Source organism: Bianquea renquensis, from assembly GCF_014384895.1.
In the GTDB taxonomy this organism is placed as follows: Bacteria; Bacillota; Clostridia; order Lachnospirales; family Bianqueaceae; genus Bianquea; species Bianquea renquensis.
In genome coordinates this window covers 1-16,588 of record NZ_JACRSQ010000012.1, presented here as the reverse complement: position 1 = coordinate 16,588, position 16,588 = coordinate 1, and the positions used below count along the sequence as shown (strand labels likewise).

General features: G+C 44.9%; 12 protein-coding genes. 2 read left to right on the top strand and 10 right to left on the bottom strand.

Annotation, left to right across the window (positions count from 1 at the left end; genetic code table 11):
- Window positions 1-4: 4 nt before the first annotated feature.
- The 4 genes from H8730_RS09160 to H8730_RS09145 form a co-directional block, all read right to left on the bottom strand.
- Complete coding sequence (locus H8730_RS09160) at window positions 5-4,045, bottom strand: Ig-like domain-containing protein (protein WP_177715702.1); 4,041 nt, start codon at window positions 4,043-4,045, stop codon at window positions 5-7.
- A 26-nt stretch (window positions 4,046-4,071) separates the two neighbouring features.
- Window positions 4,072-4,923 carry an ABC transporter permease subunit gene (locus H8730_RS09155; RefSeq protein WP_177715700.1) on the bottom strand — a complete coding sequence of 284 codons (852 nt, stop codon included), beginning with the start codon at window positions 4,921-4,923 and terminating at the stop codon, window positions 4,072-4,074.
- Window positions 4,924-4,934: 11 nt separating this feature from the next.
- Window positions 4,935-5,873 (bottom strand): carbohydrate ABC transporter permease, encoded by a 939-nt coding sequence (locus tag H8730_RS09150; RefSeq protein WP_177715698.1) that lies wholly within the window; start codon window positions 5,871-5,873, stop codon window positions 4,935-4,937.
- 114 nt (window positions 5,874-5,987) lie between these two features.
- Window positions 5,988-7,388, bottom strand: coding sequence for an ABC transporter substrate-binding protein (locus tag H8730_RS09145; RefSeq protein WP_177715695.1), 1,401 nt, complete (start codon window positions 7,386-7,388; stop codon window positions 5,988-5,990).
- Window positions 7,389-7,572: 184 nt separating this feature from the next.
- Between H8730_RS09145 and H8730_RS09140 the strand changes: the two genes are divergently transcribed.
- Together H8730_RS09140 and H8730_RS09135 are read left to right on the top strand one after the other, a co-directional pair.
- Entirely contained in the window at window positions 7,573-9,054 is a 1,482-nt protein-coding gene (locus tag H8730_RS09140) for a sensor histidine kinase (protein WP_177715693.1), read from the top strand.
- Between the two features lie 45 nt (window positions 9,055-9,099).
- Window positions 9,100-9,777: a response regulator transcription factor gene (locus tag H8730_RS09135; RefSeq protein ID WP_177715691.1), complete on the top strand. Its 678-nt coding sequence runs from the start codon at window positions 9,100-9,102 to the stop codon at window positions 9,775-9,777.
- Between the two features lie 92 nt (window positions 9,778-9,869).
- Here H8730_RS09135 and bcp read toward each other — a convergent pair whose 3' ends face one another.
- The 6 genes from bcp to H8730_RS09105 all read right to left on the bottom strand — a co-directional run.
- Entirely contained in the window at window positions 9,870-10,331 is a 462-nt protein-coding gene (gene bcp / locus H8730_RS09130; protein ID WP_177715689.1) for a thioredoxin-dependent thiol peroxidase, read from the bottom strand.
- 69 nt (window positions 10,332-10,400) lie between these two features.
- On the bottom strand, window positions 10,401-11,306 hold the full coding sequence (locus tag H8730_RS09125; protein WP_177715687.1) for a dihydroorotate dehydrogenase: 906 nt from the start codon (window positions 11,304-11,306) through the stop codon (window positions 10,401-10,403).
- Window positions 11,303-12,088, bottom strand: a complete 786-nt coding sequence (locus H8730_RS09120; RefSeq protein WP_249289747.1) for a dihydroorotate dehydrogenase electron transfer subunit — start codon at window positions 12,086-12,088, stop codon at window positions 11,303-11,305. The genes H8730_RS09125 and H8730_RS09120 overlap by 4 nt, the downstream gene beginning before the upstream one ends.
- Before the next feature lie 19 nt (window positions 12,089-12,107).
- Entirely contained in the window at window positions 12,108-13,040 is a 933-nt protein-coding gene (gene pyrF, locus H8730_RS09115; RefSeq protein WP_177715683.1) for an orotidine-5'-phosphate decarboxylase, read from the bottom strand.
- Between the two features lie 15 nt (window positions 13,041-13,055).
- Window positions 13,056-14,345, bottom strand: coding sequence for a dihydroorotase (locus H8730_RS09110; protein ID WP_177715681.1), 1,290 nt, complete (start codon window positions 14,343-14,345; stop codon window positions 13,056-13,058).
- 1,828 nt (window positions 14,346-16,173) lie between these two features.
- Window positions 16,174-16,588: hypothetical protein (locus tag H8730_RS09105; protein WP_249289746.1), on the bottom strand; the 415-nt coding region annotated here is incomplete at its 5' end.

Sequence of the window (16,588 nt, the reverse complement as noted above, 5' to 3'; positions counted from 1 at the left end):
TCCTTCAACGCCGGATAAGTACCAGGAGAATCAGCATAAGGGAAGATACGGTCACAACCGCCCACAGAGCTGGATTGTCGTTGTCTCCGGTCTTCGGCAAAGTCACCCCGCTTTCCTCCTTGACATACCCCTCAAAATCCGTCACGGTTCCGTCAGCCTTTGGCCGCGGCGATTCCTCTTCCGCGCTGTCGGAAGAGGAATCGTCGGAAGACATGTCCTCAATTGGCATTTCACCGGCCGACAAGCCGGAGTCCGTCTCTTCCCCCGCTTCCTCTCCGGTTGGATTGCGTAAAGCCATACTCAATATCTGTATTTCCTCACTATTCAGCACAATGGCGCTTTTACTCAGTAAATAGACGCCTTCACCGCAATTAATCACACATCTTCCGGTAATCTGGGCAATAATTTCAAGCGGTAAGTACAACTCTTCAACGGAACCCGGCAGTTGGGTTTCCAGAGATATCGTTCTTCCACCTTCATAAATAACGCCGCCTCCTCCCTCCGGAAAGATTTCCAACCTGTCTATCATAATTTCATTTTCCCGGATATCAAACACACTGGAATATGAATTTCCGTCTTCTGCGATCCTGACAGCTGACATTTGTTGTTCTACGCTGTCATACGACACCAAAATGTTATCGTTAGTAAGCAACGCACGTGCCGGAACAAACAATTGACCATCTACCATTACGGTTTGTACCGTAGAATCAAAACTATCTACATAGAAGATTTCTCCATTTATACCAAGTGCCTGGCTCGCAGAGCTTTTCAGTACGATTGTATCCGACAGCTTTTCACGCAGTTGCGCCGAAATCCCATCGTTGATGCCTTTGGAAACTCCTACGCAGGTAATCGAAAATGGCGGCAACTCAATATTTTCTTGCGGTATCCCCTCTAGATCCACAGGAACATCTATATGCTGTGGGACGTCTGACATCCTGCTGTTGGGATTATTGGTCCAATAAGGATATGCTCCATAAGTACCTTCATAGACCCAAAGCGGCGTTACATCAGTGCCCTCAATTGTCACTGTAGTTGGATTTTCATACTGATTAATAAGCAAAATATAATTGGCCTTACTATCATCACCGAAACCATATGCCAGAATATCCGGCGACAGGACATCAATACGTTCACCGTTTAAATCTATTTGTGAGGTATAAACAGTCCCTTCTTTCTGCATGAGATCATAATAATGTGTCGATGAATTTATGATCGGAGAAAATTTTTCATACAAGTATCCGTTTGGCAGCTTTACCAACTCATTTTCTGAAAACAACGCATTGTTTCCGACAACCTGATAGCATTCAAAACCATTGCCGCCAATAATACTGGCTGCTGAGGTTAAGGTGGCGCCATTCTTCAATTGCTCCAAAAAAGTTACAAGATAGGTAATGGCATTGCCAAGACTCTTACAATACTGGCGCCGCCCGCGCTCTGCTTCATCTGCTCCCACCTGAACATTATAGGACAGCACTCCATATTCGGTAACCCAGAGTTCTTTTCCCGGATATTGTCGTTTTAACATCGCTTCTGTAGAAAAACCTTGCAGCAACACATCTTTTAGATGGATTCGGAGTAAATCCTTAGGTTTAATATCTGTAAAATTATGAATACCGGAATAATAATGTACCACGATAGCGTCATAACAATCAGGATTCTGTGCTAAAGCCTTGTTCCACTCTAAAGCGCGCGCCCCTTGCGTATATTCCCAATCGTCTTCGCTGCGCACCCAGTTGTTAGGATCATTTTTAATAGCACGATCAGCGCTCAAGGCCAATAACGGTACGCCTATTTTAATGTTTGGATCGTATGCTTTCACTAAATTATTTAGTTCTCGTAGTTTCCTTACATACACGTCCACATTTGCAACAATTTCTTCTGCACTGATTGCATACAGCTCATTACCATATTCAATCCAAAATGGTCTTCCATCAGACAACTCCTTAATTTTTTTGATTCCCTCAAAAGCCGTTTCAACATCCTGATTTACATTAATACCAATACAAATAGGCATATTCACTGCGTCAGCATTTTCAAAATAGTATTGTAATGGATATGCAATCAGATTGCCACGCTGTTCATCTGAAACGTTGGTAGGGTAACCGGTCTGCCAGTCATACCAATGAACATATGAACGCAGGAATTGAAAACCTGTTTCCTTATTCAATTGCATTTTATAGAGTTCATTTGCTTTTTCTGTCTCAATATTACGATTTTGATTCAGCATACCTGCACTTGCCTGATAAAGCGTTGTGGTTTCAATATTTCCATAAATATATTCTGGAATCTCCCGCTTATATCCATCAAAATATAACGTGGCATTTTTAGAATCTGGTATTGTTTTTTCAGTTACAGTAACATTGCATATACTGACATATCCGCCCTCATCAGAGGTTACCTTTATTTTCGTCTGACCGGGTTTAAGGGCCGTAACACCGCGGGCGCTGCTGCGTATTCCTGTAAGACTGATAATTTCAGGATCCTCTACCTCCCAATAAATCAGGGTATTAGTAGCATCATTTGGAACAATATAGCCCAATAATTCCTCTGATTCCCCAACTTCTAATTGCATGGTATTCTTATGCAGAACAACATTGGTAACCGGTTTTGTGGAGATTACTTTACACATAGAACTTTCATCTCCGTTTATAGTCGCAACCGTGATATATGCCTCTCCTTTCGCGATTGCCGTAACATTGCCTTCGTTGTCAACTGTTGCGACGCTATGATTGCTGGAAGAAAATACCACATTATGATTCCCTCGATTCCAAAAATCCAGCGATGCGGTGGTTCCTGTATTAATATAATAATAAGCTTTTTCAAATTGAATCTCATCGTCATCAAGATTCACTAAAGAAACATTATCAATCAATGCCTCCGCATTGGATACCAAAAAAGAGAACTGCCCTTTTTGACTTAGCATTATCCCACTCATTTCAAAAATTGTGACAAATTCCTCTTCATCGACACTCCTTATCTCATAAATAAGCGTATCATCCACTAACTTAATTCTAACACGATACACTGTGTCAAAATTTATAACACTCTCATTGCAGACCTGGCGAGCTGGTCCAGACATAGTAGAGGCAATTACTGTCATCGCATCTTTATATAGAATAATACGGACGGCATCTACTTTATCCTCGCACCGCAAATCTGTCACGAACATAAAATTATTTGCCGCATTAGCGGAAATTTGCATATCGTATTCTAAAATCATATTTTCAACCGCAAAATCCGACGGACTGACAACCTTACATACACCTTCATTCACGGTGGTAGCTAATTGTCCCTCTACGTTTACTTCCATCTGATATTTTACAGACCAGTCATCCAGTCCGTTTTTGAAATCTTCTGAATAGTAAGTATTCTGTTCTGTTACAACATCAAGATTGGTTACAAAAATATTGTCAATCAAGGCGTCCGTATTCGATACCAGAAAAGAAAACTGTCCCTTTTGGTCAAGAGTCATCCCATCCACTTTAAAAATTTTCTCAAACTCATCTTGAGCGGCATTTTTTATTTCATAAGAAAGACTATTACCGATTAACTTCACTCTTACACGGTACATCTCATCAAAATCTACAACACTCTTACTGTAAACCTGCCGGGCTGTTCCAGATGCCGTGGAGGAAATCACTGTTATCGCATTTTTATACAGTATAATACGCACAGCATCTACTTTATCCTCGCACCGTAAATCCGTAACAAACATAAAGTTATCTGCCGCATTACTGGAAATCTGCATATCGTATTCCAATATCATATCCTTCACCGCAAAATCCAGAGGACTGACAACCTTACATACTCCATTGCTAACGGTAGTCGCTAATTGTCCAGCTGCATTCACTGCCATCTGATAGTTTACAGACCAATCACCTAAGCCGTTCCCAAAATCCTCTCTGAAATAGGCGGCGCTTTGTTTTATTTCTGAATTTTCATCACTTCCTCTGGAAAACTCTATTGCGAAAACAGAAGACTCAAGCGCAAAGATCAACATCAATACCAAAAGCACTACTAATGATACGACTCTTTTTCTCATCGTAATCAACCCCTTCATCAAATGAGTTATCCTTTTAATGCTCCCATAGCAATCCCCTTGACAAAATATCGGTTTGCAAATGCAAAGGCAAGCAAAACAGGGATAAGCGAAATCGTTGTTCCTGCAAACATCAAATCCCAGCTCACCGCCGATTCAGAAGAGTTTTTCAAAGCTATAATCCCCACGATCAAGGTTTGCTGCTCCGGCTTTGCCATTGTAAAAACCGCCGGAAACAAATATTCATTCCAGGAACTATTAAAGGAAAGCATCCCTATTGTAGCCATAATCGGCTTTAGCATCGGCCGGATAATACGGAAAAATATTCCCACAAACCCGCATCCATCAATCTTCGCGGCCTCATCAAGGGCAATCGGCAGCGACTGAATATAACTTTTCACAAGATAAATATTCACAATCGGGATTGCAAAAATTTTATATACCAATAAGGCCCAAAGCGAACTTTTTAGCTTAACAGAAGCCAAAACCTCCAATAATGGATAAATAGTGATAGAGCCCAAATTAATAAACATTAAGGAAGAAAAAACCAGAAACAAAATACGTTTACCCCTGAATTTGCCCCGAGCAAACACATAGCCATATAAGGATGCTTCTATCAGCATAATCATGACGCATCCAAGCGTATAGAGTACGCTGTTTATAAACATTCTTCCAATCTGTAAGCTGTCTGAATTCCAGGCGCGAATATAATTATCGACAGTAAAGCGCTCCGGAAAAATTCTCCCAGGATCACTTAAAAGCTCCATGTTTGTCTTAAATGAAGAAAGGATCGTATATATAAGAGGAAATAATGTTGCAAGCAGGATGATAAGCAGAAACAAATAACAAATCAAATTCACTATTCTATTCCTTCTCTCCACAATTATCCTCCTTAGCTGTTGTTGGCCAGACGCGTACTCACCTTCATATAGGCAACAGCAATCAAACAATAGAACACTGAGGTTACCAGGGAAAGCGCGCTGCCATACCCTATATTGGGACTTCCTGTCGCAAATCCAGGAACAAACGCATTGATCAAATACGCGCCTACGGTAAAAGTCGTCCCACCAGGGGCTCCATTTGAAAGTACGATAATAAATTCACCCGTTTGCAGGGTCCCATTAATTGCCAATAATAAAATGGTCTGAAAAACCGGCGCAATCATAGGCAGTGTAATAGAAAAAAACTTACGAATCCTGCCTGCGCCTTCCACACTTGCCGCTTCATAAAGTTCTACCGGAACATTCGATAAAGCCGCCATAAAGTATAGAACATTTACGCCAAATGACAGCCAAATGGATGCTGTGAGAAGCACAGCCATAGAAGTAGAATAATCAGCAAACCAATCAATGGGACGTTGAATTATATTGAATCTCATCAGGCAAGAATTTATAACCCCTCTGAAATCAAATAAATTGGAAAAGATAGCTCCCACAATGGCCACGCTGATAATACTGGGCAAATAATAAACAGAGCGGAAAATCCCCTTGCCACGCAGAGAATCTTTTTGTAAAATTGTGGCTAATAGCAGCGCTAACGGAATCTCAATGGGCAATTTTAACATAGTAAATTTTAGCGTTACCAGCCATGCATGCCAATAAGATTTATCTTTTGTAAAAATATTTATAAAATTTTCCCAACCAACAAATCTGGTTTGGGAAGCCACTCCTGTATAATTAAAAAACGACCACTTTCCCGCCCATAAATAGGGGTATAAAATGAATACTAAAAATCCCACAATTGGAACGATCAGGATGAGATAACAAGCCATTTCTTCCGAAAAATTTAAGTTTCCGAATTCCTTTGTAACATTTTTTCTTTTTCCATGCATATCGTCTCTCCCCTTATTAACTTACATGCCCTCCAGCCATGAATAAGGTTTCTGTTATTTCATTGGGGGCTGCCGCATGTCAGTGCGGTAGCCCCTTCAAAATCAGGCTTCCTGTTATCTCTTCGAATCGTAATCAGAAGTAATATAAACACTATAATCTTCATCCGGATACGCGGCCTGATACTCCGCAACGCTTTCATTCACCCTTTGGGTAACCTCTTCCGCAAATTGATCATAAGAAACCTTTTCGCTCCAAATATCTTCAACCCAGCATTCCGCCGGCAGCTTCAGATCCGGTGAAGTCTGATACGGCATTGTGGGCAGATTCTTATCGGATATGCTTAACATTTCTGTAAATTCCGCCCATCCCTTTTTATCCCCCGTATATGTTGCATTTTCGGCAATCTCTGCTTTGTAGGGGATATACATTCCTTCCTCATACAGTTCCTTTAAAAACTCATCGCTGTGCAGGAATTCATATACCGTCAATATCTTTTCCGCTCCCACGCGTTCAACAGCCTTGCTGTTAATCGCTGCAAAGAAGCCAAGGTTATACGGCTGCTTATATACATCATTCTCATTTTCAGACGGGATTGGCGCAACACCCCAATCAATTTCCGCCGGGAACTGATCCGTTAACACACCGACGTCAAAGGAATATCCAAACTTCATGCCAATTCCTCCTGCCGCAAATCGCGCTCTTGCAGTGTCATTGTCCATACCGTCAGCGCCCGGAACAACGCTCCCGTCATGTTTGATATCCAGCAATGTCTGGACAGCCGCATTCATGGACGTGAAGTCATATTCTCCCGTTTTCGGATTGTATCCGTTCTGTAATCCGGTGGACACGCGCGCCATTGGAACAACGCTGTCAAGGAAGCTGTTGACGCCCCAGCCAATGGGAACGACCAGACCATATTCCTGTTTGGATTCGTCCGTTAAAATATTGGCGTACTCCCTTAATTCTGCAAATGTTTTCGGAGGCGTTGGCTCACCGTTTTCATCTACAAGTCCGGCAGCCTTGAACATATCCTTGTTATACAGTAATCCATGAAGTGTTGCGCTGAACGGAAGCTTATAGGTTTTTCCCTTATACGTATGAGTATTGACCAGTAAATAATCGCGATATGTATCGACAAGCTTTTCTCCGCCTTCAATATCTTCAAGGGCAATGATTATTCCATCTTCCGCCAGCTGACTCATATTGCCGCCGGAAAAAATATCCGGCAGATCTCCTGTTGCAGCCCCCAACTCCACCAGCTTTGAAATATCCGTTTTCACTTCATACTGAATTTCAATCCCTTTTTTCGCACCCGCGCCGCTGTTAAACTCCTGAATCATTTTTTCAATGACGGTTTTACTGTGCGCTTCCGACGTCCATACGGTTATCACATCTTTCGTTTCTGCCGGATCCGTACTGTTGGAATCTGCAGAATTCCCCTGTCCGCAGCCCGGTATTGACAGGAATACTGATAAGAAAAGTACCATAGCTAAAATCCTCTTTTTAAGTTTCATGATGAATCGCTCCTCCTTTAAAATAATTAAATTTTCTGTGATTCCAATCTTACCAAAAAAACCTCCCGTAAGGAAGTTACTTTTTTGTATGCTTTCCATAAATTTTCTGCGGATTATTGACTATGGGATTTTCGTACATTATAATTTAGAAAAACATTGTTGTTATGGAGAAGGGGGTAATTTCATGATATTTATTTCACTTTTTATTATCGCAATTGCCGTTATATTCCCTCTTATCAACTATAAGGACCGCTTTTCTTATATTTTGTCGGCACACCTGATCATCATGTCGTTCCTTATGGTATTATCCATTTTATATTTCTCGAAAGCCGCTACCTATCAGATTTTTTTTAATATGGATTATGACCTTTACTTATGGCTTCAGCAAGCCCGTCTTCCGTTAAATACAATCGTAAAACTGCGCAATATTGCCATTGCAGCGTTTCTCTTTATATCAGCCAGCTATGTCTGCTTGTGGAAATGTACAAAATGGTATTATTTCTGTATTCTCCTTATCCCACTGTTACTGCTGGTAATTCGGAATCATCCGGAAATTGTCTGGAAAATATTCATTTACCATCAAACTGCAAATCCCGCTAATCGTCTGTCAGCAGCAATCGTAAATTTTCTGGACAGCTTTCTGATGCATGCCATACTGTATGTGTATTTGCTCATTCCTTTTATCTCTCTAATCCTGAATTACAGGCATACATCCGTAATTTTGAAAAAGAATAAGCTTAAACTTTACGGAATCTGTATAGGCGTTATTAATCTGTTCTTTTTCGCTACCTTTATAAACGGCATGTTCAGCAAAATTTTATTTTATAATACCAATGAGGCTCTATTGCCCAAAGAAAGGATTGTTTCCACTTCCTTCACATGGATCACACAAATTATATATCTGTTTCTGTTCCTTTTTGCAGGTATAATACTGCTGCTGAACCGCAAAAGCTCTTACGTCCTAATGAAGCGCCATGACATTTTTTTAAATTCACGCACCCTGGAAAAAAACTGCAATATGATCTTTCATGTGTATAAAAATGCCTTTTTAGGAATTAAGCGTCAGACCGCATTAATGCAACGCAGTCTGGCGGATTCCGATTATAAAAAAACAGAAGGCCACATTCAGTTGTGCCAAAGCATTGCAGAGGCCCATTTGGAAATGGTCAATAAAACCGTATTCTTTCTCTCTGATGCAAACCTATCGCCAGGTCCTGTAAAAATCAGCGAATGTATCAGGCATGCTGTTGAAACAACTCCTATGCCAGACAATATACAAACATTTTATGCTTTTCCGCAAAATGAACCTTATGTCAATGCCGATGAATATCATTTGACAGAGGTTTTCAAAAATATTATTGCAAATGCTGTAAGTGCGCTTCATAAAAAGGGGCATTCGGATCCGTCTATCACGTTCAAAGGAACTTATGAAACAGACTATGGAATTATAGAAATTACAGACAATGGCGTTGGCATCAGCCAGGATAAAATAAAAAATATATTCTCCATTTTCTATTCTGCTAATTTTGAGCCGCATAGTTCCGGAATAGGTTTATACTATGCAAAAAAAGTTATCACGCAAATGCAGGGGGAAATAAGAGTGGAGTCTCAGCCAGGTAGCTTTTCCAAATTTAAAGTTGCTCTGCCTTTGTATATCATTCATTAACAAAAGAACAATGCCATATATCGCATCATGAAAGGTAGGAAGCATATGAAACCAATTACTGTTGCCATCTGCGACGACGCTATCTTTTTATGTGAAAGTTTTAAAGCGGAAATTGAATATGAAACCGATCTGTGCTTCGCCGGAGAAGCACATAATCCCGCAGAGTGTATCCAATTGGTAAAAACTCAGATTTTTGACGTTTTACTGCTGGATATTCAAATGGAAACGGAAACAGACGGTCTTGAAGTTATTCCCATTATTAAATCTATAAATCCCGATATAAAAATCATCATTTTAACCAGCCATCTTAACGATGACTACATTTTTACTGCTTTTGCATCTGAAGTTGATAACTATATATGTAAAGATACTCCATCCAATATGATATTTGATATGATCAGAGATGTGTATTGGGGTCGCGCAAGTTTGAATCTCAATATATCCAGATCGCTGACCAGAAAGGCCGCAGATATCAGCAAGGCGCAAAAATCGCTCCTTTACCTGGTCGAGATTGTCTCGAAACTTTCTACCGGAGAATTTGAAGTATTAAAGCTAATATCCGAAGGGAACAGCTACCGGGAAATTGCAAGGCTGCGTTTTGTAGAAGAAGGTACGATCCGCGTCATGGCCTCCAGAATCCTAAAAAAATTTTCGTGTAAAAATATGAACCAACTTTTGAATCAATTAAATCACGCTAATATATTCGAGCTGTTTCATAGATAAAATGCAGCAGACCTCATCTAAAAAGGGTCACCGTTTACGTTCTAAAATAGAAAGGGCTATCCTGCGCGCTGGCACGATAGCACCTTGTTGATCTACATCGTTTTCAAAGACTCCAAAATTTCCGCCGCGTTTGTATCTGGCTTTGCCTTTTCGAAGACTTTCACAATCATCCCTTGTTCATCGATGACAAACGTGGTTCTGGCTGTCCCAAAGGCCGTTTTCCCATACATTTTCTTTTCCCGCCAGACCTCATATGCCTTGATAGCCGTCAAATCGGGGTCGGACAACAGAAGAAATGGCAGTTCAAACTTCTGGATAAAACGCTGATGGGACGCTTCTGTATCCTTGCTAATCCCGATGACGATTACATCCATGGCCTGAAATTGCGCAAACGCATCGCGAAAGGCACATGCCTGGCGCGTACAGCCTGGCGTATTATCCTTTGGATAAAAATACACCACGACCTTTTTCCCCCGGAATTGAGATAAAGTGACTTGATTTCCATCCTGATCCGGCAAAGCAAAATCAGGCGCTTTCATTCCTTCTTGCAGCATACGCTACCTCCTTCGCATTCCTATCTTACAGTATTCGCCCCAGAAATCAAGCGATTCATTGCCCCTACTTCACTCGATAATGCCACGGATCTCGTTGATATCCTGAACGCCGGTTTTTTCCATAAACGCTTCCAACTCATCCAGAACGCGGACCGGCGCATCGGGTTCAATCAGATTTGCCGTTCCGGTGGCGACCATGGTGGCACCCGCCATAATAAACTCCGCCGCGTCCTCCCCAGTATAAATCCCGCCCATAGCCAGAATCGGAATCGAGCAAGCCTTGTGGACCTGGTATACCATCCGCACCGCTACTGGTTTGACCGCCGGGCCAGAAAATCCTCCGACTTTCTGTGCCAGAACCGGTTTTCTTTTATATACATCAATCCGCATTCCTAATAGGGTATTGATAAGGGACAGCGCATCTGCGCCAGCAGATTCCGCTGCGCGGGCGATCTCCACAATATCCGTAACGTTGGGGCTGAGTTTCACTATAAGAGGTTGCCGCGTGTTTTTCTTCACGGCCCTCACCACCTTCTCCACCATGTGCGCGTCCGTTCCGAAGGTTACGCCGCCCTCTTTGACATTGGGGCAGGATATATTGAGCTCAACCAAATCCACCTCCGTTTCCGCCAGACGCCGTGATACCTCCACATAGTCCTCCAGCGTCCGCCCCGCCGTGTTGACAATCACCTTGGTATCAAACTGTTTTAAAAACTCTAGATCGTCTTTTATAAAGGCGTCAATTCCCGGATTCATTAAACCCACCGAGTTCAGCATACCGCCATAGGTTTCCGCAATGCGGGGAGTCGGATTGCCAGGCCATGGCTCTTTGGCCACTCCCTTTACCGTTACCGCTCCTAACCGGTTCAGGTCAAAAAACTGGCTGTGGGCTTGTGGGTTGAAGGTTCCGGACGCTGTGGTGATTGGATTTTTCATTTCCATTCCGCAGAACGATACAGCCATGGTTTTACTCATGAAAAGATCACATCCTCTCCGGGGAATACAGGGCCCAGCTTGCAGACTCCCTTTTGTATGACGCTGCCATCGGGCATCCGGAGCTTAGCTGGGCATCCGGCACATGCGCCAAACCCACACCCCATCCGCTCTTCCAGAGAAAACCAGGTCTCCAGATTCTGGCCCTGCTGCCATTGTTGTATAGCCCGCATCATCGGGATGGGACCGCAGGCATAGAGCACACGGCGCGCTGCCAAATCAGCGTGCTGCAAATACAAGTTCATGGCGTCGATGACCGTACCTTTACAGCCATAGGTTCCATCGTCGCTGGATCCCATCACCTCTCCCCAGGGTTCAAATTCTTGCCCCATCCAGGGTTGACTGCGAAATCCTAAAAAGATTTTCAGCGGCTTATCGGACAGGGCTTTCGCCAAAAATAGCATGGGGGGCATTCCCAAACCCCCGCCCACTAGAAAGATCTCCTTTGCCTCTGTCGCGGCCTCTAATGGGAATCCATTGCCTAAAGGGCCCATAACCCGTATGGTATCGCCCTCTCCCATGGCCGACAGCTCTTCGGTTCCCTTCCCGACGACAGCATAAATTAAAACCAACCGCCCTGTCTCTACAATCGCATCGCAGATGCTGATTGGCCGGGGCAAGAGCCGGCTTTTATCCCGGCAATACAGATTGACAAACTGCCCAGGCTTTGCTTGCGCCACCAGCTCCGGCGCGAACAATTCCATTCGATAAATGCCTGGTGCCAGCTCTACTTGTTCCTTTATGGCTACCCCATCATTCCACATGGTCATCCTCCATCTATTATCACTCCATCGCTTTGTGTAAATCTTCTTTCATATCGAGAACCGCTGCCCTGGATGCCTGCGCAAATTCCTCCGGCGTGAACATTTTCGCATAGCTGTCCTTCTGCCATGCCGCCATAATTCCCCGTGAAGAATTTACAATGGCGCCTAGGCCATTCTGGTCAAAGCATCCGGCCAGATCCTGCGCTGTGGCGCCCTGCGCTCCATAGCCTGGTACCAGAAAAAAGGTGTGCGGTAAAATCTCTCGGAGCCGGCTCCCCTGCTCGGGGTGCGTTGCACCGACAACCGCTCCGATATCAGAATATCCATATCGCCCCCGAAAAGGTTCTCCCCATTTCTCCACCAACCCCCCTACGACTTCATACAGAGGTTTGCCCGCTTCCCCAGCAGGCAAATCCTGGATCTCGCCGCTGCCTGGATTGGAGGTTTTGACTAAAATAAATAATCCTTTATCATATTTTGTCAAATGCGGAAAATACGGTTCAATGGATTCAACACCCAAATACGGATTTAGGGTGATAAAGTCCTCTTGATACGGCGCGTATGCCGTCTCACCCACTGTAACCTCTCCGATATGGCCATCTGCGTATGCCTGCGCCGTTGACGCGATGTCGCTCCGCTTAATATCCCCGATTACGACAAGCCCTTTCTCTTTGGCGTATTGAATCGTCCGAATGAAGACGTCTACGCCGTCCGCACCGTACATTTCATACATTGCAACTTGTGGTTTAACCGCGGGGACAAGATCATAAACTGCGTCAATGATCTCTTTATTAAATAGCCAAAATGCCTCCGACGCTCCCTTTAGCGTCTGTCCATAGGTCTCAAAGGCCTGCTGGCGGATGTGTTCCGGAATCATGGAAAGCCTCGGGTCGAGCCCAACCACCGTTGGATTTTGTAGTGCCTGGATTTTATCTACTAGTAAATCAATCATTGCCTAATCCCTCTCTTATTTGTATACTTTCCCATTCTGATACACGATTCGGCCGTCCAGAATCGTAGCCTCCACTTTTCCTTGCAGGGTCATGCCGTGAAAAGGCGTATTTCGTCCCTTCGTATAAAACGAATTTTTATCCACTACGTATTGCTTCGCTGGGTTGACAATCACCACGTCCGCTGGCTTGTGCGGCCGAATCTCCCCCCGGTCAAGTCCAATGATTTTTGCCGGATTGTAACTCAAACATTTCGCCAGGGCAAGGGGCGTCAGTATGCCAGGACTTGTGAGCCGGGTAACGCTCAGCGATAACGCCGTCTCCAACCCGACGATCCCGTTCGCGGCGCTTTGCATGTCGGTATTTTTGTCCTCTGCGTGATGGGGGGCGTGGTCCGTCGCAATACAGTCCAGCGTTCCATCGGCCAATCCGTCTAGGATCGCCTGCACATCCCCCTTTGTCCTCAGAGGTGGGCTCATTTTAAAATTCGGATCTTGTGTCAAAATCGACTCGTCACTGAGGGTAAAATGATGGGGACATGCCTCGGCGGTGATGGGGATCCCTCGCTTCTTCGCCTCGCGAATGATCTCAACGCTGCCTGCTGTGCTGACATGGCAGATATGGAGCTTGACTCCTGTACTGGCCGCTAGCATGATATCTCGTGCCGTCATGAGTTCCTCAGCGTCACGAGATATCCCCGGCAACCCTGCCCTTTGCGCATTCTCCCCCTCATTTACACAGCCGCCGGCTAGGCTTATATCCTCACAGTGATCTAGAATGGGGAGCCCTAGCGCTTTCGCTTTTTCCATCGCCTGCTTCATGAGTGCGGCATTCATGACCGATTTGCCGTCTTCGCTGAAAGCACAGACTCCCGCTGCCGCCATTTCATCCATATGGGACAGTTCCCGTCCTTCCTGTCCTAAGGTAATGGAGCCAACAGGCAGGACATGGGTGTACGGCGCTTTTGCAGCTTGTCCCAAAATATAACGGACGATCTCGGCCGAATCCGTTACCGGCACTGTGTTCGGCATGGCGCAGATTGTGGTAAACCCGCCTGCCGCCGCCGCTGCGCTGCCAGTCGCAATGGTTTCTTTGTGTGTTAATCCAGGCTCCCGCAAGTGCACATGCAAATCGATAAAACCTGGCATGACCCAACATCCAGCCGCGTCCAAAACTTGAATGGAATTCGACTGCTCGCTGTCCGGTATTTGGTCTTGAATGACTCCCCCGTCAATATATACGTCTCGGCGGATTGCCTGGTCCGCACTTGGGTCCAGGACGATGCCATTTTTAATCAATAGGGACATTGTCTCCTCCTTCATTGTTATAACCACTTTTGCTCCATTTTATCACATTCTCTGCTTTCCTGCAACCGCTATCACTTTAGCGCAAGAAAACGCGGTGGAGATAGAAGACTAACGCTAAAAACTGTATGGCGATAGATTTTTATGGTTTTAGGATGGAGTGGGTTCTTGTTTTAGCGGCTGTTTGGCGCGTTTCTCCCCTTCCGCCTCTCCTTCTTCGACCGTGCTCTAACTTTTCGCGGCTGTCTCCCGTACTTCTTTTCTTTTGCCGCCTTGCACTTCGCTTTTTTTAGCGGCTGTTTGGTGCATTTCCTCCCTTCCGCCTCTCATTCTTCGACCGTGCTCTAACTTTTCGCGGCTGTCTTCCGTACCTCTTTTCTTTTGCCTCCTTGCACTTCGCTTTTTTAGCGGCTGTTTGGCACGTTTCTCCCCTTCCGCCTCTCCTTCTTCGACCGTGCTCTCTTTTTTCGCTCCTGTCTCCCGTACCTCTTTTCTTTTGCCTCCTTGTTCTTCGCTTTTTTTAGCGGCTGTTTGGTGCATTTCCTCCCTTCCGCCTCTCCTTCTTCGACCGTGCTCTCTTTTTTCGCTCCTGTCTTCCGTACCTCTTTTCTTTTGCCTCCTTGCACTTCGCTTTTTTTAGCGGCTGTTTGGCGCGTTTCTCCCCTTCCGCCTCTCCTTCTTCGACCGTGCTCTAACTTTTCGCTCCTGTCTCCCGTACCTCTTTTCTTTTGCCTCCTTGTTCTTCGCTTTTTTAGCGGCTGTTTGGCGCGTTTCTCCCCTTCCGCCTCTCCTTCTTCGACCGCGCTCTAACTTTTCGCGCCTGTCTCCCGTACCTCTTTTCTTTTGCCGCCTTGTTCTTCGCTTTTTTAGCGGCTGTTTGGCACGTTTCCTCCCTTCCGCCTCTCCTTCTTCGACCGTGCTCTAACTTTTCGCTCCTGTCTCCCGTACCTCTTTTCTTTTGCCTCCTTGCACTTCGCTTTTTTTAGCGGCTGTTTGGTGCATTTCCTTCCTTCCGCCTCTCCTTCTTCGACCGTGCTCTAACTTTTCGCGCCTGTCTCCCGTACCTCTTTTCTTTTGCCTCCTTGTTCTTCGCTTTTTTTAGCGGCTGTTTGGCGCGTTTCCTCCCTTCCGCCTCTCATTTTTTATCCATGCTATGATTTTCGCTCCTGTCTCCCGTACCCCTTTTCTTTTGCCTCCTTGCACTTCGCTTTTTTTAGCGGCTGCTTGGCGCATTTCCTCCCTTCCGCCTCTCATTCTTCGACCGTGCTCTAACTTTTCGCGCCTGTCTTCCGTACCTCTTTTCTTTTGCCTCCTTGCACTTCGCTTTTTTTAGCGGCTGCTTGGCGCGTTTCCTCCCTTCCGCCTCTCATTCTTCTACCGTGCTCTAACTTTTCGCTCCTGTCTCCCGTACTTCTTTTCTTTTGCCTCCTTGCACTTCGCTTTTTTTAGCGGCTGTTTGGCACGTTTCCTCCCTTCCGCCTCTCATTCTTCGACCGTGCTCTAACTTTTCGCGCCTGTCTCCCGTACCTCTTTTTTTTCCTCCTTGCACTTCGCTTTTTTTAGCGGCTGTTTGGCGCATTTCTTCCCTTCCGCCTCTCATTTTTATCCATGCTATGATTTTCGCGCCTGTCTTCCGTACCTCTTTTCTTTTGCCTCCTTGCACTTCGCTTTTTTAGCGGCTGCTTGGCGCGTTTCTCCCCTTCCGCCTCTCCTTCTTCGACCGTGCTCTCTTTTTTCGCGCCTGTCTCCCGTACCTCTTATCTTTTGCCTCCTTGTTCTTCGCTTTTTTGGCGCGTTTCCTCCCTTCCGCCTCTCCTTCTTCGACCGTGCTCTAACTTTTCGCGCCTGTCTCCCGTACTTCTTTTCTTTTTCCTCCTTGCACTTCGCTTTTTTTAGCGGCTGCTTGGCGCATTTCTTCCCTTCCTCCTCTCATTTTTATCCATGCTATGATTTTCGCGCCTGTCTTCCGTACCTCTCTTCTTTTGCCTCCTTGCACTTCGCTTTTTTTAGTGGCTGCTTGGCGCATTTCCTCCCTTCCGCCTCTCCTTCTTCGACCGTGCTCTAACTTTTCGCGCCTGTCTCCCATCCGCGCCATACAAAAAGGGGCCGTTGCAAAATAGATGAATCTGATATGATACCCCTTAAGTAGACAAGGTAAATAACCAAAATCTACTTGGGGGTATTTTATGTATCGGAAATATACATCAGAAGAAAAATTAAATATTGTAGAAGGATATCTGAATGGG